The organism is Pseudomonas sp. FW300-N2F2, from assembly GCF_017351655.1.
Lineage (GTDB): Bacteria > Pseudomonadota > Gammaproteobacteria > Pseudomonadales > Pseudomonadaceae > Aquipseudomonas > Aquipseudomonas fluorescens_AA.
The window spans coordinates 398833-417342 of sequence record NZ_JACNDQ010000001.1; the positions used below are offsets into that span (position 1 = coordinate 398833).

The 18510-nt window shown below is 60.4% G+C and carries 19 protein-coding genes; 13 read left to right on the forward strand and 6 right to left on the reverse strand.

What is annotated here, in order from left to right; genetic code table 11:
- Positions 1–84 precede the first annotated feature (84 nt).
- Together J4E63_RS01860 and J4E63_RS01865 are read left to right on the forward strand one after the other, a co-directional pair.
- Positions 85–603: a DUF2975 domain-containing protein gene (locus J4E63_RS01860; RefSeq protein WP_310650579.1), complete on the forward strand. Its 519-nt coding sequence runs from the start codon at positions 85–87 to the stop codon at positions 601–603.
- 7 nt (positions 604–610) lie between these two features.
- Complete coding sequence (locus J4E63_RS01865; RefSeq protein ID WP_207280890.1) at positions 611–829, forward strand: helix-turn-helix transcriptional regulator; 219 nt, start codon at positions 611–613, stop codon at positions 827–829.
- Here the strand turns inward: J4E63_RS01865 and ggt are convergent.
- From ggt to J4E63_RS01880, 3 genes are all read right to left on the reverse strand, one after another.
- Positions 826–2667 carry a gamma-glutamyltransferase gene (gene ggt / locus J4E63_RS01870; RefSeq protein ID WP_310650691.1) on the reverse strand — a complete coding sequence of 614 codons (1842 nt, stop codon included), beginning with the start codon at positions 2665–2667 and terminating at the stop codon, positions 826–828. The genes J4E63_RS01865 and ggt overlap by 4 nt on opposite strands.
- 163 nt (positions 2668–2830) lie before the next feature.
- Positions 2831–5215: a penicillin acylase family protein gene (locus J4E63_RS01875; RefSeq protein WP_207282436.1), complete on the reverse strand. Its 2385-nt coding sequence runs from the start codon at positions 5213–5215 to the stop codon at positions 2831–2833.
- 47 nt (positions 5216–5262) lie between these two features.
- Positions 5263–6492, reverse strand: a complete 1230-nt coding sequence (locus tag J4E63_RS01880) for a cation:proton antiporter (RefSeq protein WP_060740622.1) — start codon at positions 6490–6492, stop codon at positions 5263–5265.
- A gap of 222 nt (positions 6493–6714) precedes the next feature.
- On the opposite strand from J4E63_RS01880, the gene J4E63_RS01885 reads away from it, so the two are divergent.
- The 10 genes from J4E63_RS01885 (at position 6715) to J4E63_RS01930 (ending at position 15431) form a co-directional block, all read left to right on the forward strand.
- A complete protein-coding gene (locus tag J4E63_RS01885) occupies positions 6715–7023 on the forward strand; it encodes a hypothetical protein (RefSeq protein ID WP_060740623.1) in 309 nt (102 codons plus the stop codon).
- Positions 7024–7049: 26 nt separating this feature from the next.
- Positions 7050–7934, forward strand: coding sequence for a hypothetical protein (locus J4E63_RS01890; RefSeq protein ID WP_207280891.1), 885 nt, complete (start codon positions 7050–7052; stop codon positions 7932–7934).
- 1 nt (position 7935) lies between these two features.
- Entirely contained in the window at positions 7936–8631 is a 696-nt protein-coding gene (locus J4E63_RS01895; RefSeq protein WP_207280892.1) for an SDR family NAD(P)-dependent oxidoreductase, read from the forward strand.
- Positions 8628–9995 carry a fatty acid--CoA ligase family protein gene (locus tag J4E63_RS01900; RefSeq protein WP_207280893.1) on the forward strand — a complete coding sequence of 456 codons (1368 nt, stop codon included), beginning with the start codon at positions 8628–8630 and terminating at the stop codon, positions 9993–9995. Before J4E63_RS01895 ends, J4E63_RS01900 begins: the two co-directional genes overlap by 4 nt.
- The gene (locus tag J4E63_RS01905) at positions 9992–10612 is read left to right on the forward strand and encodes a hypothetical protein (protein WP_060740627.1); all 621 of its coding nucleotides are present in this window, start codon (positions 9992–9994) and stop codon (positions 10610–10612) included. Before J4E63_RS01900 ends, J4E63_RS01905 begins: the two co-directional genes overlap by 4 nt.
- Positions 10613–10627: 15 nt before the next feature.
- Positions 10628–12340: a chloramphenicol-biosynthetic FADH2-dependent halogenase CmlS gene (gene cmlS, locus J4E63_RS01910; protein ID WP_060740628.1), complete on the forward strand. Its 1713-nt coding sequence runs from the start codon at positions 10628–10630 to the stop codon at positions 12338–12340.
- The gene (locus J4E63_RS01915) at positions 12330–12887 is read left to right on the forward strand and encodes an alpha/beta hydrolase (protein ID WP_207280894.1); all 558 of its coding nucleotides are present in this window, start codon (positions 12330–12332) and stop codon (positions 12885–12887) included. Before cmlS ends, J4E63_RS01915 begins: the two co-directional genes overlap by 11 nt.
- Before the next feature lie 63 nt (positions 12888–12950).
- Positions 12951–14354 (forward strand): hypothetical protein, encoded by a 1404-nt coding sequence (locus tag J4E63_RS01920; RefSeq protein ID WP_207280895.1) that lies wholly within the window; start codon positions 12951–12953, stop codon positions 14352–14354.
- Positions 14355–14364: 10 nt separating this feature from the next.
- Positions 14365–14736, forward strand: coding sequence for a hypothetical protein (locus tag J4E63_RS01925; RefSeq protein WP_207280896.1), 372 nt, complete (start codon positions 14365–14367; stop codon positions 14734–14736).
- Positions 14733–15431 carry a 4'-phosphopantetheinyl transferase superfamily protein gene (locus J4E63_RS01930; protein ID WP_207280901.1) on the forward strand — a complete coding sequence of 233 codons (699 nt, stop codon included), beginning with the start codon at positions 14733–14735 and terminating at the stop codon, positions 15429–15431. Before J4E63_RS01925 ends, J4E63_RS01930 begins: the two co-directional genes overlap by 4 nt.
- Here J4E63_RS01930 and J4E63_RS01935 read toward each other — a convergent pair.
- From J4E63_RS01935 to J4E63_RS01945, 3 genes are read right to left on the reverse strand one after another with little or no spacing between them, the layout of a single operon-like run.
- On the reverse strand, positions 15418–16146 hold the full coding sequence (locus tag J4E63_RS01935; protein ID WP_192264347.1) for a LuxR family transcriptional regulator: 729 nt from the start codon (positions 16144–16146) through the stop codon (positions 15418–15420). The two genes, J4E63_RS01930 and J4E63_RS01935, sit on opposite strands and share 14 nt — an antisense overlap.
- Positions 16147–16191: 45 nt before the next feature.
- Positions 16192–17118 carry a DMT family transporter gene (locus J4E63_RS01940; RefSeq protein WP_207280902.1) on the reverse strand — a complete coding sequence of 309 codons (927 nt, stop codon included), beginning with the start codon at positions 17116–17118 and terminating at the stop codon, positions 16192–16194.
- A complete protein-coding gene (locus tag J4E63_RS01945; protein ID WP_207280903.1) occupies positions 17118–17474 on the reverse strand; it encodes a hypothetical protein in 357 nt (118 codons plus the stop codon). Before J4E63_RS01945 ends, J4E63_RS01940 begins: the two co-directional genes overlap by 1 nt.
- Before the next feature lie 112 nt (positions 17475–17586).
- Between J4E63_RS01945 and J4E63_RS01950 the strand changes: the two genes are divergently transcribed.
- Positions 17587–18501 (forward strand): LysR substrate-binding domain-containing protein, encoded by a 915-nt coding sequence (locus J4E63_RS01950; RefSeq protein WP_207280904.1) that lies wholly within the window; start codon positions 17587–17589, stop codon positions 18499–18501.
- Positions 18502–18510: the final 9 nt, after the last annotated feature.

The window sequence follows — 18510 nt, forward strand, 5'->3', positions numbered from 1 at the left end:
TAATTTCATGGCTATGTTCTGGGCTCCCTTATTCTATTGGAGCCTCACATGCACTCGAATCGTCTTGCCCTGTACAGCCAGCGGATGGCCGCCGTCACCCTTGTTTTCATGGTCGCGATGATGGTCGTCAACGCCGTGGCCTGGCTTTATCCTGAAGCGGCCTCCCGATACGGCCTGGGGTTTGCCCTGACCGAGCGGCAGCTGTCGAGCTTGCCTGAAGAGACGATGCGCTTGACGGGGTGGCAGCGCCTGGGCGGGATACTGTTGACGAGCATTCCCTTGCTGGCCCTGGCGGTCGGGCTCACCAACTTGCGCAGGCTCTTCAAGCACTACGCCCAAGGGCAATACTTTTCCACTGCAGCAGCGGTTTACCTGGGAAATGCGGGGCGCGCGGTGGCGTTGTGGGTGCTGCTGGACTTCATCTGCGAGCCGTTTCTCAGCCTGCTGGTGACGATCAATGCGCCGGTCGGCCAGCGATTGCTGACCTTCAGTATTACCGCGCCGTCTTTCGTCGCTTTATTTCTTGCCGCCTGTATTGCGATCATTGCCCGGATATTGTCCCAGGCCAGTGAAATCGATTCAGAAAACAGAACATTCGTTTGAGATCCCCATGCCCATCGTTATTCAACTCGATGTGATGCTGGCCCTGCGCAAGGTCAAATCCAAGGACCTTGCTGCTGCAATCGGCATTACTGAAGCCAACCTTTCCTTGTTGAAACAAGGAAAGGTCAAGGGCATACGCCTGGCGACCCTTGAAGCCATCTGCAGCTATCTGCACTGTCAGCCCGCGGATCTGCTGGTCTATCAGCCCCAGGGCGAGGGCGATTAGTCGCCCAGTGCTTGACCCTCGCGCCTTGGATCCGCACCGCCGGCCAACGAGGTTTTCCCTTGCGCGTCACGCACCCGGACAATCGCCTGGGTGCCGCTGTTCATGTCGATCTCGCTCACTTCATGGCCTTTGTCTTTCAGCGCCTGGATCAGTGCCGGGCTGAACTGTCCTTTCTCCAGTTCGGTTGGGCCGTTGCGGCTGCCGAAGTTGGGAAGGTTGATGGCGGTTTGCGGGTCGAGGTCCCAATCCAACAGGCCAATCATTGACTTGGCGACGTATTCGATGATCTGGGAGCCGCCGGGGGAGCCGACAGCGGCCACCAATTCCCCCCGATGATCGAAGATCAGCGTCGGTGCCATGGACGAGCGTGGGCGCTTGCCCGGTTCGACGCGGTTGGCGACTTTTTGCCCATTTTCTTCGGGGATGAACGAGAAATCGGTCATCTGGTTGTTGAGCATGAAGCCCTGGACCATCAAGTGTGAGCCGAACGCCGATTCCACGGTCGTGGTCATGGACACGGCGCCACCCTGGTCGTCCACGGCCACCACTTGCGAGGTGGAAATACGCAGGGGTGAACGGTCCGGGGCGTAGGCCACCTGGATGCCCGGTGGTGTCCCGGGCTTGGCGACGCCCATGCTACGAGGGCCGATCAGGCTGGCGCGGCTGGCCAGGTAGCCGGCATCGACCAAGCCTTTGAGCGGCACGGCGACAAAATTGGGGTCGGCAATGTATTGGGCGCGGTCAGCATAGGCCAGGCGCTCGGCTTCGGCGATCAGGTGCACCGCTTCGGGGGTGGGTTCAATGCCGGCAGGCTTGGCGGTCTTGACCGGTTTCAAAGGCGCGAGGGCCGCGTGGCTGTCGCGCTGTTCCAGGGCCTGCAACGTCCCGAGGATCTGCGCCACGGCAACCCCGCCCGAAGACGGTGGTGGCATGCCGCAGACTTGCCAGCGCTTGTAGTCGGTGCACAACGCTGGCCGCTCCCGTGCGGTGTAGCCTTGGAGGTCATTGAGCGAAAGGCTGCCGGGGTTGGCGTGGTTTTGTACCTTGGCGACGATCTCCTCGGCGATCGGGCCTTTGTACAGCGCATCGGGGCCTTCGTTGGCGATGCGCTTGAGCACGCCGGCCAAGGCTGGATTCTTCAGCACCGTGCCAACCGCCTTCGGGCTGCCATCGGCATTGAGAAAGTAGGCGGCCATGTCTGGCGAGCCCGGCAAGGACGGGTCGGTAGCGATCAACGTGTGCAGGCGGGGTGAAATCGCAAAGCCTTGTTCCGCCAGCGTAATGGCTGGCTCGAACAGTGTCGCCCATTTGAGGCGGCCATGTTTGCGATGGGCCAGTTCCAGCCCACGCAACACCCCCGGTGTCCCCACGGAGCGACCGCCGATCTGGGCGGCGGTAAACGGCATGGGTTTGCCGTCGGCTTGCAGGAAAAGTCTTTCGGTGGCACCCGCCGGTGCCGTTTCGCGCCCGTCGTAGGTGCGCACGGCCTTGCCATCCCACAGCACAATGAACGCACCGCCACCGATGCCCGAGGATTGCGGCTCCACCAGGGTCAGCACGGCCTGCATCGCGATGGCCGCGTCGATGGCCGAGCCGCCGCGCCGCAACATCTCCCGCCCGGCCTCGGCCGCCAAAGGATTGGCCGCAGCGGCCATGTGCTTCTCGGCGTAGCGGGTCTGCAGATCGGTACGGAAGCCGGAGATGACCTCCGGTGGGGCGGGCAATGCCGGTGTCGCTGTGGAGGAGGGTGGCGCCTTACAGGCCGCGAGTGTTAGAGCGACAGCCAGCAGCGAAACGGCTGACAGGCGATGAAGGTTCGGTTTCAGATCTGTAGGCACGTGTCGCTCCATCCGTGGTGTGGAATATAGAGACCGACTGTAGCGATGGGAGGTGTAGGGCGCAAACCATAAGCCGAATTGTTCACGCGCCATCCCCAGTCTTGGGGGCTCGACAGTGCATTTGCCACGCCGCAGTGTGGCGTGGCATCCAGGGCCGATGAACCTAAGGGGCGGGCGTCAGTGTCAGGGTGCCTTGGGTATGCCGGGCCACGTCCGTCGATGAAAGGTGCAAGGCCTGGTACTCGCCGCGCATGAAGGGCAGGACCTGATCCTCATAGTGGCTGTTGAACGGAACGCCGCTCTGGCCCACCGGGAGTATGCCGAGGGCTTTGTCCGGCGTGGCCAGGTCGATGACCCGGCGCGTCGAGGGACCGTAGGTGACCGACCAGGGCGCCGGACTCAGTGGTGCGGAGAAGTTGTTCGGCACTTCGTGGCTCCCGGGGGCCGGGTAAGGGCCTGCGCTGAGCAGCGGTGCCAGCCATTTCTGGCTGCCAAGCGGATGCGCCTGCGTCAGTTGATGCACCTTGCCCCATTGCCACTGCGTGGAGTCGTCACCCAGGGTGGCCCGCAGATGGGCGATGCTGGTGTTCCAGGCACGAACGATAACGTCGGCCCGGGTCTGCACGTCCGGTTGTGTCCTGTCCTTCCACCAGGGCGAGTACTCGTCGGCGACCAGACGCGGCAGCGCAGCGTCTATTACGCGGGTGCTCAACAGGTTCTGGAACATCATATCGCCCAGCTCATCGTGCAGGGCGCCATAGCTCAGGTCATAAAGGAACTGTGTGAACAGCGTGGCGTCGACCGAGTCCAGCGGGTAGTCGCCCTGCCACTGCGCAAGCTTTTCCAGCCACTGGCGTTGAAGCGGGTCGGCAATCGTCGCGCGCAGGATCGGCAGCACCGGTTGCAACACACGTTGGGCATAGCCGGTCTGGGTGTCGAGTTGCAGCCGGGTGCTTTTTTCGATGTTCCACTGATCGTCCCGGTCCAGTTGTCGGGTCAGGCGTCGACCTCGGTCGGGCAGGTTGTAATAACCGGGTATCGCCATGCCATCTGGCGAGACGGGCTGGGCGTTGGCGGAGACGATGTAGCCCCTGGCCGGGTTTTCTTCATGCGGGTTGGCGCTGAACGGGTAGTAGCCGTCCTTGTCGGCGTCGGGGGTGCTGCCGTCGAGAATGAAATCCGTGGTGACCTGGGGCGGGCGCCTGGGCAATCGAGCAGCCGCCCACCAGGCGATGTCGCCTTGGGCATTGGCGTACACCACGTTGAGTCCCGGGGCCTTGATCAATGACGCTGCCGTGCGAGCCTTGTCCAGCGTGTTGGCGCGGTTGAGCTGATAAAAGGCATCCACCACCGGGTTATCGCCGTCCAGGTACGACCACCAGAGGGCGATGGGCCGGCCAGGGGCATTGTCGCCCAGCGCATCATTGATGATCGGGCCGTGGGGGGAGCGGCGCAGGCGCAGCATGACCGCTTCGGCATCACGCACCTCGATACTCTGCTGTTCTTCCTGCATGGCGACCCAACGGCCCTGGTACCAGACTTCATCGGGGTTGTCGGGATTGGTGGTTTCGCCGATCAAGTCAATGTCATCGTTCTGGAACATCGTGAGGGTCCAGGCGAAGTCGTTGCTGTGCCCCAGCAAGGCGAACGGCACGAGGCTTTCGTAATCGCCGTAGAGTTCGAAATCGGGGGCGTTGAGGTGGGCTTCGTACCACACCGATGGTACGGAAAAACGGATATGCGGGTCACCCGCCAACAGTGGCTTGCCGCTTTGCGTGCGCCGGCCCGAGACAACCCAGGCGTTGCTGCCCTCCATCTGCGGTAGCCCGGAATGGTTCACGGCCTGTTCGCTGAGCTGCGCCAGCGCCGCCATCGATTGCCAGTCGGTGGCGTTCAGTGCCTGGCTGCCAAGGGCGCCTCTTGGGTCCCAACTGCGATCGAAAATGGCCAGGTAGGGCGCCCCCAGCGTGTCCTTGACGTAGGTCAGCATGGGTTCGGTACGAAACGCAGCCGCGAAGCTGTAGGCCATATAGCCGACCACGCTGTAGACGTCCTGGGCGGTGAACGGCCTCTTCTCAATACCGAGCAAATCGAACTCTACAGGGCGTGGATTTTCCATCTGATAGGCGTTGATACCGTCCAGGTACGCCTGCAACGCCTGCCAGGTCGCGCTCTGGTGATCGGCATGCGCCACCTGCCAGTCTGCTTGTTCACGGATACGCAGGGTGCGGAACAGTCTGTCGGTGGGCAGCAGCTTGCTGCCCAGTACGGCGGCTAGTTCACCGCGGGCCAGGCGCCGGAGCATTTCCATCTGGAACAGGCGGTCCTGGGCATGCACGTAACCCAAGGCTCGGTATGCGTCGGGCTCGTTGCCGGCAGTGATATGCGGTACGCCACGCTCATCGAACCGCACCTCGACTGGCGACTGTAGTCCAGGCAGGCTGGCCAGCCCCTGTCGCTGCGGTTGCTTGCCATAGAGGTAGATGGCGATCACGGTAACGCCGATCAGCAGCGCCGCCGCAACGAAGACGCCGATGCGTTTGAGCATGCGTGGTTTTGCAAGGGGCGTGGGGGGCAGGGGGACGTTGAGGGCGGTCATTGCACACCCAGCCTTTGGCGAGCGTGACGCAACCGTTGCAGCAGGTTGAGCAAGGGGCCGGTCATGACCGTGGTGACCACGGTCATGATGACAAAAAGGGTAAAGAGCTCTTTGCCGATAATCCCCAGGTCGAGGCCGATTTTCAGTACCACCAGTTCCATAAGGCCCCTGGCGTTCATCAATACGCCGATGTCAATGGCGACCGGTGTCGAATAACCGGCGAAGCGGGCGCCCAATGCACCGCCCAACAGTTTGCCGGCGATTGCCACCAGCAGCACCAGGCCTAGCAGGCTTACACCGACGGCCGAAAACGTCGCAGCGGTGGTGTTGAGCCCGGCGAGGGCGAAGAAGCCGGGCATCAGCACGATGACCGCAATGTGCTCCACTCGCTCGACCAGCATGTTCAGCAGCCGTTGGTCTCGCGGCAGGCACGCGCCGAACAGAAAAGCACCGAACACTGCATGAACTTGCAGCCATTCGGTGATGCTGCCGTACACCAGCGCACCACACACAAGTACCGCGAGCAGGGTCAAGGTACGCCTGCCCTCAAGGTGAGCTATCCAGCGTCTCAACAAGGGACGCACGCACCAGAATGAAGCGCCGCACAAGGCTGCCAGGCCACACAATCGCAGAGCCAACTCCTGCCATTGACGGTCCAATTGCAAACTCATCGCGGTGATCGCCAGCAACACCCAGGCACAGACATCACTCACGGCGGCAGCCATCAGCGAGAGCGCACCAACCTCACTGTCGAGCATCCGTCGTTCCTTCAGAATGCGCGCCAGGACCGGGAACGCGGTGACCGAAAACAGCGTTGCAATGAACAGGTTGAAGCCTAAGTGGGGGACGCCGGCAGGTGCGAAGGTACTGTAGAGGAGAGGGGCGATCGCAACGCCCAGAATGAAGGGCAGGGCAATGCTGCAGCCGGCGATCAGCAGCACTTTGCCATGGGCGTAGGGGGCGTGCTGTTCAGGCATACGGAACTCGGCGCCGACGACAAACATGAACAGCAGAATTCCGAGGTCGCTGAGCACCTTTAATTGTGTAACAGCGTCGCCCTTAAATAGTGCGTGGTGGAAGTCGGGAAAGAAAAAGCCAAGTACTAAAGGGCCCAATACAAACCCGGCGATCATCTCGCCAACCACTTCTGGTTGCCCTAGTCTTTTTAGAAAGGCACCTGCAACCTTGGCCGTTAATATTATAAAAACGATTTGCAAGAAGAGCATGGGGTTACCTTGTCCGAGAATTGAGGGTACGCCGCCACCGGGCTCTATATAACGTGCTGGCAGTAGGTAGAGGATGTTAGCGGAGCGCGCAGGGATAAAAAAACTATCAGATCTGGTAGTATTTTTTGATGAGATGAACCTGTTAGATTTTCCTCGCTTCGTTGTTGTGCGGCTTGTTAGTCGTGCCCGACTCATGTTTGCCGATAATTCAGAAGGTCGATTATGAAAGACGCGATATTTACGATCATTCATCAAGCCCTGATTGAAGTTAATGCCACGCGTAAAGAGAAGATCGATTTGCAGAATATCGATACGTTGGCGCTTTATGGTACTACCGGGGTGTTCGATTCCATGCAATTGGTCAGCTTTCTGGCTGCGGTAGAAGAAGGCCTGGACGACGAACTGGATATTGAAATCTCGTTGACGTCGGAAAAAGCGGTGTCACAGACCGTCAGCCCGTTCAGCAGTGTTGCCTGTTTGATTGATTTCATTATCGCCGAGCAGCAGGTTCCTCAACTGGCCTCTGCCTGAATGAACGCCACGCAGGGAGCATTGACGTGAACGTGACGGTCCGTAAAGCGCTGAGCAGTGACATGTACCCGGTGTGCAAGCTGTTGCGCGAGTCCACCTTGAACTCCAACTGGATAGGCGTAAATGTGCGCAAGCGCATGTTTGCCGATATCTGGTCCGGGGGAGAGGACTACTTCGGCTATGTGATGCTCGACGGCGACGTGGTGGTGGGTTTTCTCGGTTTGCTGTTTACCACCCAGCCCTGCAACGGGCAGCAGCGCTTCTGCGAATTGCATAGTTGGTATGTACAGGTCGAGTACCGCAAGGAAAGCCTGAAGCTGTTGTTGCCGGTACTGTCGATGCGCAAAGTCACGCTGCTCAACTATACGCCCACGCCGGATGTGTACGAGATCAGCAAGAAGTTCGGCTTTATCGACCTGGAAACCGAGCTGGTGCTGATGTATCCCTTCCCCAATCCGCTGAAAATACGTCGGCGCTATCGCCTGGAAACCGATGTCCATCGAGTCGCGGGCTGGCTGAGCGAGCAGGAAAGCGTGGTCTTCCGGGATCACGCGGGGGTCGAGTGTCGGCACCTGATGATCGTCGATTCAGTGACCGGCGAGTCCTGCTACCTGATAGTCAAGCGCATGACCCGGCGCTGGTTCGAGCCGATCGGTCGGGTACTGTTCATCGGCAACCCGCAGTTGTTTGCACGCAGTCTCGACAGTTGGCGATTGTCCTTATGCCTGCAAATGCGCGTTCAGTGCCTGGTGAGTAATGCGGCGGAACTGGCAGGGTATCCCCTTAGCGGTGTGCGGTTGATCAAGCGCGAAGTCCCGTCACTGGTAAAACCTGCTTCTGGCAGTTTGGCAAATGCACCGATAAAGCCGCTGTACAGCCTGCCGCTACTCATCGGATATAAGTTGCATTGATATGATTATATTGTTGACCGGTACCCGCAAAGGCGTTGGTAAAGAAGCGGCGCTGTATTTTCTGGAACAGGGCCACGTCGTCATTGGTTGCAGTCGCGGTGAAGGTTCAATTGAACATGAGCGCTATACGCACTTCTGTCTGGATTTGAACGACGCCAGTGCGGTCAGGAAAATGATCAAGCATATTCGCTTGAGTCATGCGCAACTGGATGTGCTGATCAATAACGCCGGCGAAGCCAATATGGCGCCTTTTCAGTTGACGCCTGCCGAGACGGTCCAGGGTTTATTTGCGAGCAATGTATTTGGCTTGATGAATGTTACCCGCGAAGCCGTCAAGTTAATGCAGAAGAACGAGCATGCGGGTGTCATCGTGAATATATCTACCGTGGCGACCCATTGGGCCATTCCAGGCCAATCGATATATGCCGCCAGCAAAGCCGCTGTCGAACAGCTGACCCGAACGTTGAGCAAGGAACTTTCGGTTTTTGGCATTCGCATCAATAACCTGGTGTTACCGCTGTACCGAAGCTCTTTGACCCGCACACTTCCTCAAGAGATCAGACAGAAGATGATTGAGCGCCAGACGATAGCCAGGCCCTGTGTGTTTACCGACCTGATCGGACCCTTGACGTTTCTTATCTCCAGCCAGTCGGCTTTTGTGACGGGTGAAACCCTCAGCCTGGGAGGTGTGCAATGAGCCGCGATGCCTTGCTGGCAACGCTGGCTGAACCGGGGCAGCGCGTGGCGCTGTTGCACGGCGAGCAGCAGTGCACCTACAGCGATCTGCATGCCAAGGTGCAGCAGTGCCTGGCCTGGCTGGTCGACCACGGCGTCAAACCGGGGGATGCGGTCATCCTCAACAGTGACTACAGCGTGTCTGGCGTCGCTGCGCTGCTGGCCTTGTACCTGAACCGCAATATTGTGGCGCCGCTGGTCGATCTCAGTGAGCGTTCCCTGCAAACCCTGCAAGGTGCCGCCCGGTGTCAGCATCGGATCGAGATCGTCGCCGATGCCTGGGTGCATCACTCGCTGGCACAACCGGTCGCCGACGAAAGCCCTGAGTACTACAGCGCGCTGCGGGAGAAGGGGCGCTCAGGCCTGGTGTTGTTGAGCAGCGGCAGTACCGGCGCGCCCAAGGCGATCCTGCATGACCTGGATGACCTGATCGACACCAAGCTGGGCAAAGAGCGCAAGAAGCCCCTTTCGATCCTGATGTTCCTGTTGTTCGACCACATCGGCGGCTTGAACTCCTTGCTCAACACGCTGGCGGTGGGCGGGTGCGCGGTGATGCCGGTCGATCGGGCCCCCGAATCGATCTGCGCGCTGGTGGCGCGGCATGGGGTGAAGGTGCTGCCGGTCAGCCCTACCTTCCTTAACCTGATCCTGATGGGGCGGCATCACGAACAGCATGACCTGTCCTCGGTTCGGCTGATCACCTATGGCACTGAAAGCATGCAGCAAAGCCTGCTCAAACGAGTCCAGCAGGCGTTCCCCAAGGCCAAGATGCTGCAAACATTCGGCACCAGTGAAACGGGTATCAGCGCTACGGTCAGCCAGTCCTCGGCCAGCACCTTTTTCAAGCTGGCCGATGCGAACACTCAGTACCGCATTGTCGATGGCGAGTTGCAGCTCAAGACCCGCAGCCAGTTTGTCGGCTACCTGAACCAGGACACCGATAACGTCACCGAAGATGGCTGGTTCCGTACCGGTGATCTGGTGGAGCAGAACGAAGAGGGTTATCTGCGGATCCAGGGACGGCAAAAGGAGCTGATCAACGTCGGGGGGCTCAAGGTGCTACCCACCGAAATCGAAGACGTGATGCTACGCAGCTCGCTGATCGACGACTGCGTGGTGTACGGCGTGCCGAATGCGATCACTGGCCAGGCTGTACACATGGATGTCATGGCCACAGGCGTGGAGAGCAAGAAAGCCCTCAAACAGCATGTGCTCGAGCATCTGGGCAGTTGCCTGGAAGCCTACAAGTTGCCCGTCAAAGTCAACAAGGTCGACGAAATCGCTTTTTCCAATCGGTTCAAGAAGACCCGGGCGGTGCTCTCATGAGCGATATCGTGATCCTCGGCGCCGGGCGCTTCGCGCTGGAACTGGCGACTTACCTGCAAGACATCGAGCCGTTGGCAGTGGTGCGTCACCTGATCGTGCCGGATGAGGCCGGGGGTGATGCCGCCCCTGCCGCGCCGTGGCCCGCCCAAGGCTTGGACCCGCGTTATCGCTACGTTCTGGGGGTGGCCGATATTGCCTTGCGCCAGCAACTGATCGACGCGTACTTCAGCGATGGCCGCTTGTTGGCGCCCAACTTCATCCACCCCAGCGTCCGTCATCGGTTGGACCTGCGCACCAGCCGCGGCAATGTCATCGCCGCCGATTGCCACGTGGGTGTCAACACCCGGATCGGGTCCTGGAACATGATCAATTACCACTGCAGCGTGGGCCACCATTCGCAGTTGGGCGACAACAACTTCCTGTCACCGCATTTCAATGCCGGTAACAGCGTGACCCTCGGTAATCGCTGCTTCATCGGGCTCAGTACCGTGGTCACGCCCCAGACGGTGATTGAAGACGATGTGACGATCCAGGCCGGTTGCACCCTCAGCGAGTGCATCCCGGCGCATTCGCACTGCACATCCACGGCCCGCCAGAAAATCCTTCAACTGGTCTAAAGGAGTAGTACCCGCATGAACAAGTCTGCACACGTCATTATCATGGGTGGTGGTCCTGCTGGCAGTATCGCAGCGTTGACCTTGCAAAAACTCGGGCACCAGGTGACGGTGTTCGAAAAAGAGAAGTTCCCGCGCTACCGCGTAGGCGAATCTTTCTTGCCTGGCACGTTGTCGATCCTGCACCGCCTCGGGCTGAGTGAAAAGATTGCGCAGGCCGGCTACGTGCTCAAGCCTTCCGCCACCTTCCTGTGGGGCAAGACCGAAGCGCCGTGGACCTTCTCGTTCAGCACGCCCAAGACCGAAGACTGGGTGTTCGACCACGCCATCCAGGTTCTGCGCTCGGACTTTGACCAGATGCTGCTCGACACCTGCCGTGAGCGCGGTGTGCGCGTGTTCGAGGAGGCGGCCGTCATCGATGTGGATGCCGAGCAGGCCGACAAAGTCAGCGTAACGGTACGGCACAAGGACGAGACCAGCGAATTCACGGCCGATTACCTGATCGACGCTTCAGGCAGCAATAGCCCGCTGGTGCGCAAGCTGGATCTGCGTGAGTACGACGAGTTCTACAAAAGCGTGGCCTTGTGGTCGTACTTCAAGACCCCGGACCCGTTCAAGAACGACCTCAATGGCACCACTTTCTCGATCACTTTCGAAGATGGCTGGATCTGGATGATCCCGCTCAAGGACGGTATCTACAGCGTGGGTACCATTGTCGACCAGAGCAAGCTGGCCGATATCAAGGCCATGGGGCTCAATGCTTTTTATGACAAGACCCTGGCCAAGAGCGAGCGAGCCCTGTCGATCCTCAACGGTGTGGAGCGTTGCGAGGATGTGAAGCTGGTGCGTGACTGGTCCTACGAAACCAAATACTTCTCCCGCAACCGCTTTTTCCTGTGCGGCGATTCGGCCTGCTTCACCGACCCATTGTTCTCCCAAGGGGTGCACCTGGCCTCGCAGTCGGCGGTCAGCGCAGCCAGCAGCATTGACTACCTGATGCAGCATCCGGAGCAGAACGAAAAGGTCCACGCCTGGTACAACCGCAGCTACAGCGAGACCTACAACCAGTACCACGAGTTTCTGGCGTCCTTCTACACGTTTGCCTCGTTCACTGAGCCGGAATCCGAGTTCTGGACCAAGCGTCGCATCAGCGAGTCGGCCGACGAACGTTTGAAGCGCAAGGAGTGGTTCGAGCAATTGGTCAACGGGGAAAAACAGAACCGCCCGCAGATTGGCGACTTCAAGGACCGCGCCTCCACCATGATTGCCATCGGCCGGCACCAGCGCAATGAGTTGACCGACGAGTTCATGGATGCCGAGCTTAACCCGGCTCGCGTGCGCTGGATCTCCGACTTGACCAAACAGTTGAACCGCATCGCCAGCTTCAACTGGTTGGGCGACCGGGTCGAGACCGCCGACTATTTCAAGATCGAGCCCCTGAGCTTCAAGCTGAGCCTCAAGCGGATCCTGTCCAACGGGGCCGGCAAGGACATGACCAAGTACACCGTGAGCGAAGCCCTGGTGCAGCTGTTCAAGGACCTCTACGAACAGAAGTTCGGCTACAAGGAGTTGATGGTGCGCCTCAACGAAGTGGGGGAGGTGAACTCCTCGCAGTTCGTTATCCGGCTGATGGAGGCCGGCTTGCTCGATGGTTTCGACAAGCATGGGCAACGAGTGCTGGTGCAGGATCGCCTGCGCTTCGATGGGGTAGGTGTCGAATATGAAGTATGACGAGGGGTTCAGTTGGCTTTTCCTGGCGGGCGTCGGCAACTCCGGTGATACCCACTGGCAGCGGCATTGGAACACCGAGCATCCCGATTCATTGTGGCTGGAGCACCGTGACTGGGATAACCCGGACTGCGAGGAGTGGGTCGCGGATTTGCAGGCGCTGTTGTCCGGGCAGCAGCGACCGGTGGTCGTGGTCGCCCATAGCCTGGGGTGCCTGTTGCTCCTGGAGTGGGCGGCGCGACATCGCTCGGACCTGATGCTCGGCGCGTTTCTGGTCGCGGTGCCGGACCCCAATGGCAAGCAGTTTCCGGAGCAGGCCCGTGGCTTCCGACCGGCCGACCAACTGAGCGTCGACTTTCCGGTCACGGTGATCACCAGCCAGAACGATCCCTACGGGGACCTGGATTACGTTCAGCGCAGCGCCCGCCAATTGGGTTGCGGTTGCACCAACCTGGGCGAGCTGGGCCACATCAATGGGAAGTCGCAGTTGGGGTACTGGGATCAGGGCTACAACCTCTTGCAATCCTTTGCCCGGTCACTGAGTCACTGAGTGACGATTGAACACAGGCTGCCCACGGCGGCCTGTATTTCTTTAAGCCATCAGGACGATGCTATGTCAGCTAATGCCGTGTCTGTGCTGCCGGGCGATGAGCTTGGCGCCGCATTATCGCCATCGGTTCGAGGGGTTGCGCAGGGGCAGTGCCACCGTATCCCGGTGCATGCCCGATTTGAAGGGCACAGTGTGCCGGCCACGTTGGCGGTCCGGGACGAGGCGCATTGCGTGCTCGAAGTGCCGGCCGGTCTCTACAGTGCCAACCCCGAGCCTTTCACCGTGGCGCTGTGTTTCCAGCAGTGCCTGCATCGCCCGCAAGTGCCGGTGAACATGCAGGGACGGTGGTCAGGCAATGACCGACCCTGCCTGGAACTGATGAGCTGCGGCTCCAGGCCGGCGTACCTGAATGAGCGCGATCGCGCCGACGCGTCACTCAGGGCGGCGGCGCGAAGCCCCATACTGTTCAATCGTTGCCTGACCGTACAATTGCATTACCTCAGCCCGCTCAACGGCGCCTTCGAGGTACTGGACCGAGATGTAGTGATCGTGCCGGGCATGGATCTGGAACTGCAGTTCAACTGTCCGTGGAGTGGCCTGGCCATGGTGCGTGTGCAGGTCCTGGGGCGTTTCGAGGACCAGGGCCGCTTCCTCTGTCATTTCCGGGTGCTGGACAACCCCTCGAGCACTGCGGTGGCGTTGATGCTGCTGTGCCAGCGTCGGCACTTCTCCTTCGACAGCCTGCCCGTGGCGCTACGCAAGAGTCCGGCCATCGATCGCCTGATCCATGTCGCGATTATCGAAGGGACCGGCGCCATGGACGATTTGCTGACGTGCCGCCTGGCTGCCAACCGTCACTACGGTCGGCTGGAGGACGTGCAGGATCCGCGAGTCTTGTGGGATGAATGGGACCCTTACGCCATCCAGGTCTGCGCGCGGCTGGGCAACAAATGTGTGGGGGCGGGGCGTGTCGTCGTCAACAGCGGCTATCGTGAGCGCTGCGAGATCGAGATGGCGACGCCCTTGCCTCAATGGTTGTGGGCGGCGGGCTTTGTCGAGATGTCCCGGGTCGCCATTTTGCCCGAGTACGCCGGGCATCACGTGATGCTGGCACTGCTGCGCGAACTGGGCAGGATTACCCTGCATTTGCAGAGCCGCTACATTGTGCTGGACGCCATCGATATCCTGGTGCCGATCTACACCCGACTAGGGGCGCAATGCCTGCCGATCAGCAAAAAGCACCCCTACAGTGGTGAAACCGTGCGCGTGATGTATTTCGACGTTGGCCGTCTTCTGAGCCGTCTCGACTGGCATTTGCCCCAGTGGCTGTTTGTTTTCGGTCCTACCATCGGGCACAGCGTGCATCGCCAGCATATCAGCCAGCTGGCCGCTCAATTCCGGGTGTCGGCCACGGGGATACGGGTCAAGCGGGGGATCGCGCGTGCGCTCAAGAAACTCATGGGTTAATCCTTCGGTCGTGAGGCTTGTCAGCTCCACCGCGTCGGCCACCCTGTACGCCGGTTGGGTGGCATTCTGCGCCCGTCAGTTACCCTGGATGGCCATGGCGCAATCGGCCTTGGCGCAGTGGCTGCTCAGTTTCGCGGCTACTTTCGCGTTCTCGGCCTTTATCAGCCGCCGTATCGGCAGCAGCCCGCACCAGGCCGTTGCGGTGCGAGTGGCCGCTTGGGCGATGTTGATCTATGCGGCTGTGCTGCTGAGCGTGCACACGATGATCGGCACGCCGGATCCGCTGCTGACCCTGCTCCCGGTATTGGGCCTGGCGGGAGCCTATGCTTTGTTCTATGCCCGGTTGCAGGTCCGTCACAATGCCCGTGAACAATCTGCATGAGCGCGTTGCAGTTGGTTGTCTTCCCGGTCAATGCACAGGCTGATGCCGCTTGGCATGCCGTGCTGGACGCACAGCAGATGCGACACGCCGCGACCTTGGGCGAGCGTCAGCGAGTTCGTTACCTCAACGCACGCATTGCCCTGCGCCTGACGGTGGCCGGGCTTGTGCAGTGCGATCCGCAACAAGTGGTGATCGAACAGCAGGCCTCGGGGCAATTGTGTATTTGTACCCATCCCCGGCTATTCGCCAGTGTGACTTATGCACAGCATCTGGGCCTGCTGGTCGTGGGGTCGTCCCGTGTGGGCCTTGATTACGAGGACGGTGCCGCCCCGGTCTTCTGGCGCAGTGCTGTGCGTCGATACTTTTGCGAGAGTGAGCGTCGCTGGCTCCAGAGTCGCGATGAGGGGACGCGGGAAGCCGACTTTGTGTGGTTGTGGACCCGGCGCGAGAGTCTGCTCAAATACCGGGGGAGTGGGATACGCGGTGATACGCGGTGCTTATGTCGCCCCGAAGATGCCGCCCCTTCCCAGCGCAGTTTCAACCTGGCCGGAGGGGTCGGCACACTCACCGGTGAGGTGCTTACAGCCGATCTGTTGCCTTCACGGTTGGCCCTGTGCGGTGAGTGGTCGCCAGAACTCGATTTCAGCTGGCACCAGGCGCCTGGCCGGATGCCTTGCTGTGTCAGATCTGAATGAGGTGCATCGACAGGGCCTGGACAACGGCGGCGCTACGCGTCGTCACGCTGAACTTTCGGCGGATATTCTTGAAGTGATAGTCCACGTTGGCTTCCGAACAGCAGCAGATATTCGAGATCTCCCAACTGGTCTTGCCAAAGGCACTCCAGCGCAGTATTTCCTTTTCACGCCGGGTCAGCTTGACCTGGGTGACGGGCGCTGGCGGAACCATCAGGGCCAGGGCGGCTTGCAGGGCTGCGTCCCTGAGCATCGATAGCGTACCCATGTGGTGCCTGATCATTGCTTGCGCCTGATCAGCGTCGCGTGCCTGGAGATTGAGGCCCAATGTCCCGAACTGGCCTTGCGGGCCGTGCAGGGCGAAGGTGACGCCATGCTCCAGGCCGTGCGCCACGGCCAGCGCTCGCAGGCTGTGTTGTTGCGGTGAGCTGTACAGTCGCTCGGTCCAGACGATGGGCGTGACGTTGTGCATGCAGTGCAGCATGACCGGGTCGATCCTGACGTAGCCTGCCTGTTCGTAGGCCTCATGCCAGGCTTGTGGGTAATCGCCAATAACCAGCTCGCTGCGCTCCCGTGCGTTTCTGTCTGGTTTGAGGCGCAGTTCATAGCGGCCAAAGCCCAGTTGCAGAACCGGTTCTTTCAAGCGATCGAACAGATCGCTGCTGGTCGAGATGCCGGGGCCGTCCAGAAGAAACTCAAGCGCTTGCGATAACATCATTCATTTCCTTTTCAATGATTGCCGGCTCAGCTCGCAGGATGCGGATCAACGGTTCATCAGCCAGATCGAAGCCGCGACCAACAGACCTCCAAGGCATTGCCAAACGGAGAGTTGGATATCCAGTACAGCCCAGGACAGCAGCACCGCGAACATTGGCGCCAGGAACAGCCAGCCACTGGTGCTGGTAGCGTCTGCCTGTTTCAGCGCGACGAACCACAGCCCGAACGAGCCGGTCGAGGCCGGTATGGCCAGCCAGGCAAACCAGCCCCACTGCTGGATCGAGAGGTGATCGGGCCAGTGTTCGCCGGCCAGGAGGGCGCAGGCGAGTGCCCCCAGGGCGCCGATGAACAGTTGCCAGAAACTCAAGGTCCACGTGCCGACCGCCACCGGGTTGCGCTTGATGATCAGTGTCGCGGTGGCCCAACTGACGGCGGCGCCCAAACCCAGCGTCACGCCGATCCAGGCGCCAGGCTGTGGGTCTTTTGCAACGTCAGCGCCAATGGCCAGCGCGACGCCGATCAAGCCTGTAACCAGGCCCAACAGGCGGTTGGCCTTGAGCGGCTGCGCGAAGAACAGTCGGTTGCCTACCGCGACCCACACGGGGTTGGTGAAAAGCAGGATCGCGGCCGTGGAGGCCGAGACGGTGCGCATTGCCAGGAACAGCAGGCTCATCACGGCCGTGGTCTGGGTAAGGCCGATGATGGCGATCACCAGCACCTGCCGTGCGTCCAAGTGGCGTGGGAGCAGGTTGGCACGCCAGGAACCACCTTGCATGAATACCAACGGCAAGGTTGCCAGCGCGGCCAGGAAGAACCGCCAGCCCACCAGCATCAAGGGATCGAATCCCTGCTCGAGCAATATCTTGCCCGACACGAAGCTTGAGCCCATCAGAAATGTGGACGCCAGGATCGTGACAGCGAAACCCAGTCGGCTATGGAGGCCCGGCGCCTCGCCAGCCACTGACAGGGCCATCAGCGGATCTCGATCCGCAGCGGCAGGGCCCGGCTCGGTAACAGGGGGGCGATGCGCCATTGGCCCAAGCGTTTGATGGTTTCCTGTGGCGCCGGCGCCAAGGCAAGCTGCAGCACCCCGGTACCGTCGATCAGCGCTTTGCCGGCGCTCAACCTGAGGCTCTGGCTTTGCTCCAGGAGCATGTCGCGACCTTCCCAGCTCACCCAATGACTGCCGCTCAGGGCGTAAGCAATGATGTCCTGGCGCAAGTGCAACGACATCAGCTCGGTCGGGCGAAGATAGATGTAGACCCAGTCCGGCTCGCCGTCGGATGACCCCTGGGAATTGGCACTGAAAGAGACCGTCAACGTACGCACCCTGGTCTTCCTTCTGAAAAAGTCATTGGAAAATACATCTGCGCTTACATTAAATGGCCGGTTTCGGTAAAAACATCAGTAATTTCTTGAAGTAATTGTTAGCGGGGCTTACATGTCGGCGATCCCTCCCCTCAGTTGTCTGCGCAGTTTCGAAGCTGTCAGCCGCTTGTCCAGTGTCACCTTGGCGGCGACGGAGCTGCACGTCACTCATTCGGCGGTCAGCCAGCAGCTCAAGGTGCTGGAAGAGATGCTGGGTGTGACACTGTTCGTGCGCGAGGGACGTACCTTGCGCATCACTGAAGACGGTCGGTTGTACTCGTTGCAGGTGCGTGAGTCGTTGAAGAACATCGCCGATGCGACTCGCCAGGTTAAAGCGCAGCCCAAGGCTTCGGAGCTGGTGGTGGCGGTCATGCCTTCCTTCGGCTTCTCCTGGCTGCTGCCGCGCATCGGTCGATTCCAGGCGCGTTACCCGCATATCACGGTGCGTCTGCAGGCCAGTCTCACCGTGACCAATCTGGCGCAGGAGGCGGTGGACGTCAGCGTGCGCATGGGGCGGGGCGACTGGGAGCAGGTGGAAAAACAGCTGTTGTTTCACGACGAAATGATCGTTGTCGCTTCCCCGGGCTTCAATGGCGGACAGCTACCGCATACGCCGGCGCAGATCGTCGCGAGCCCGATCATTTTCACCATGGACTCCTGGCAACCCTGGTGCGAGGCGGCGGGGCTGGACACCGAGGTCACGCGCAAAGGGCTGTGCAGCAACGATTCGAATCTGGTGCTGGAGGCCGTGCGACTCAAGCAGGGTATCGCGCTGGTGCGTCGCAGCCTGGTGCATGACGCCATCGGGCGTGGTGAGCTGGTGCAGTTGAGCGAGCATGCGGTGCCGTATGCCTACCCGTATTGGCTGCTGCTACCAGACCGCGAGCGCGTCGAGGCCAAGCGGCAGCAGTTTGCCGAATGGCTGGGTGAGGAGGTTGCGTCGTATCTGCGAGAGCTCAGCCAGGTACGTCGACTGCCGGCCTGCTGAACGGCCATT

What these genes read in the sequence shown, in the direction of transcription:
- J4E63_RS01865 (WP_207280890.1), top strand. Translation starts at nt 611, where the DNA reads ATGCCCATCGTTATTCAACTCGATGTGATGCTGGCCCTGCGCAAGGTC.
- J4E63_RS01885 (WP_060740623.1), top strand. Translation starts at nt 6,715, where the DNA reads ATGAAAGACGCGATATTTACGATCATTCATCAAGCCCTGATTGAAGTT.
- J4E63_RS01915 (WP_207280894.1), top strand. Translation starts at nt 12,330, where the DNA reads ATGAAGTATGACGAGGGGTTCAGTTGGCTTTTCCTGGCGGGCGTCGGC.
- J4E63_RS01940 (WP_207280902.1), bottom strand. Translation starts at nt 17,118, where the DNA reads ATGGCCCTGTCAGTGGCTGGCGAGGCGCCGGGCCTCCATAGCCGACTG.
- J4E63_RS01930 (WP_207280901.1), top strand. Translation starts at nt 14,733, where the DNA reads ATGAGCGCGTTGCAGTTGGTTGTCTTCCCGGTCAATGCACAGGCTGAT.
- J4E63_RS01920 (WP_207280895.1), top strand. Translation starts at nt 12,951, where the DNA reads ATGTCAGCTAATGCCGTGTCTGTGCTGCCGGGCGATGAGCTTGGCGCC.
- J4E63_RS01950 (WP_207280904.1), top strand. Translation starts at nt 17,587, where the DNA reads ATGTCGGCGATCCCTCCCCTCAGTTGTCTGCGCAGTTTCGAAGCTGTC.
- J4E63_RS01905 (WP_060740627.1), top strand. Translation starts at nt 9,992, where the DNA reads ATGAGCGATATCGTGATCCTCGGCGCCGGGCGCTTCGCGCTGGAACTG.
- J4E63_RS01895 (WP_207280892.1), top strand. Translation starts at nt 7,936, where the DNA reads ATGATTATATTGTTGACCGGTACCCGCAAAGGCGTTGGTAAAGAAGCG.
- J4E63_RS01860 (WP_310650579.1), top strand. Translation starts at nt 85, where the DNA reads ATGGCCGCCGTCACCCTTGTTTTCATGGTCGCGATGATGGTCGTCAAC.
- J4E63_RS01880 (WP_060740622.1), bottom strand. Translation starts at nt 6,492, where the DNA reads ATGCTCTTCTTGCAAATCGTTTTTATAATATTAACGGCCAAGGTTGCA.
- J4E63_RS01900 (WP_207280893.1), top strand. Translation starts at nt 8,628, where the DNA reads ATGAGCCGCGATGCCTTGCTGGCAACGCTGGCTGAACCGGGGCAGCGC.
- J4E63_RS01935 (WP_192264347.1), bottom strand. Translation starts at nt 16,146, where the DNA reads ATGATGTTATCGCAAGCGCTTGAGTTTCTTCTGGACGGCCCCGGCATC.
- cmlS (WP_060740628.1), top strand. Translation starts at nt 10,628, where the DNA reads ATGAACAAGTCTGCACACGTCATTATCATGGGTGGTGGTCCTGCTGGC.
- J4E63_RS01875 (WP_207282436.1), bottom strand. Translation starts at nt 5,215, where the DNA reads ATGCTCAAACGCATCGGCGTCTTCGTTGCGGCGGCGCTGCTGATCGGC.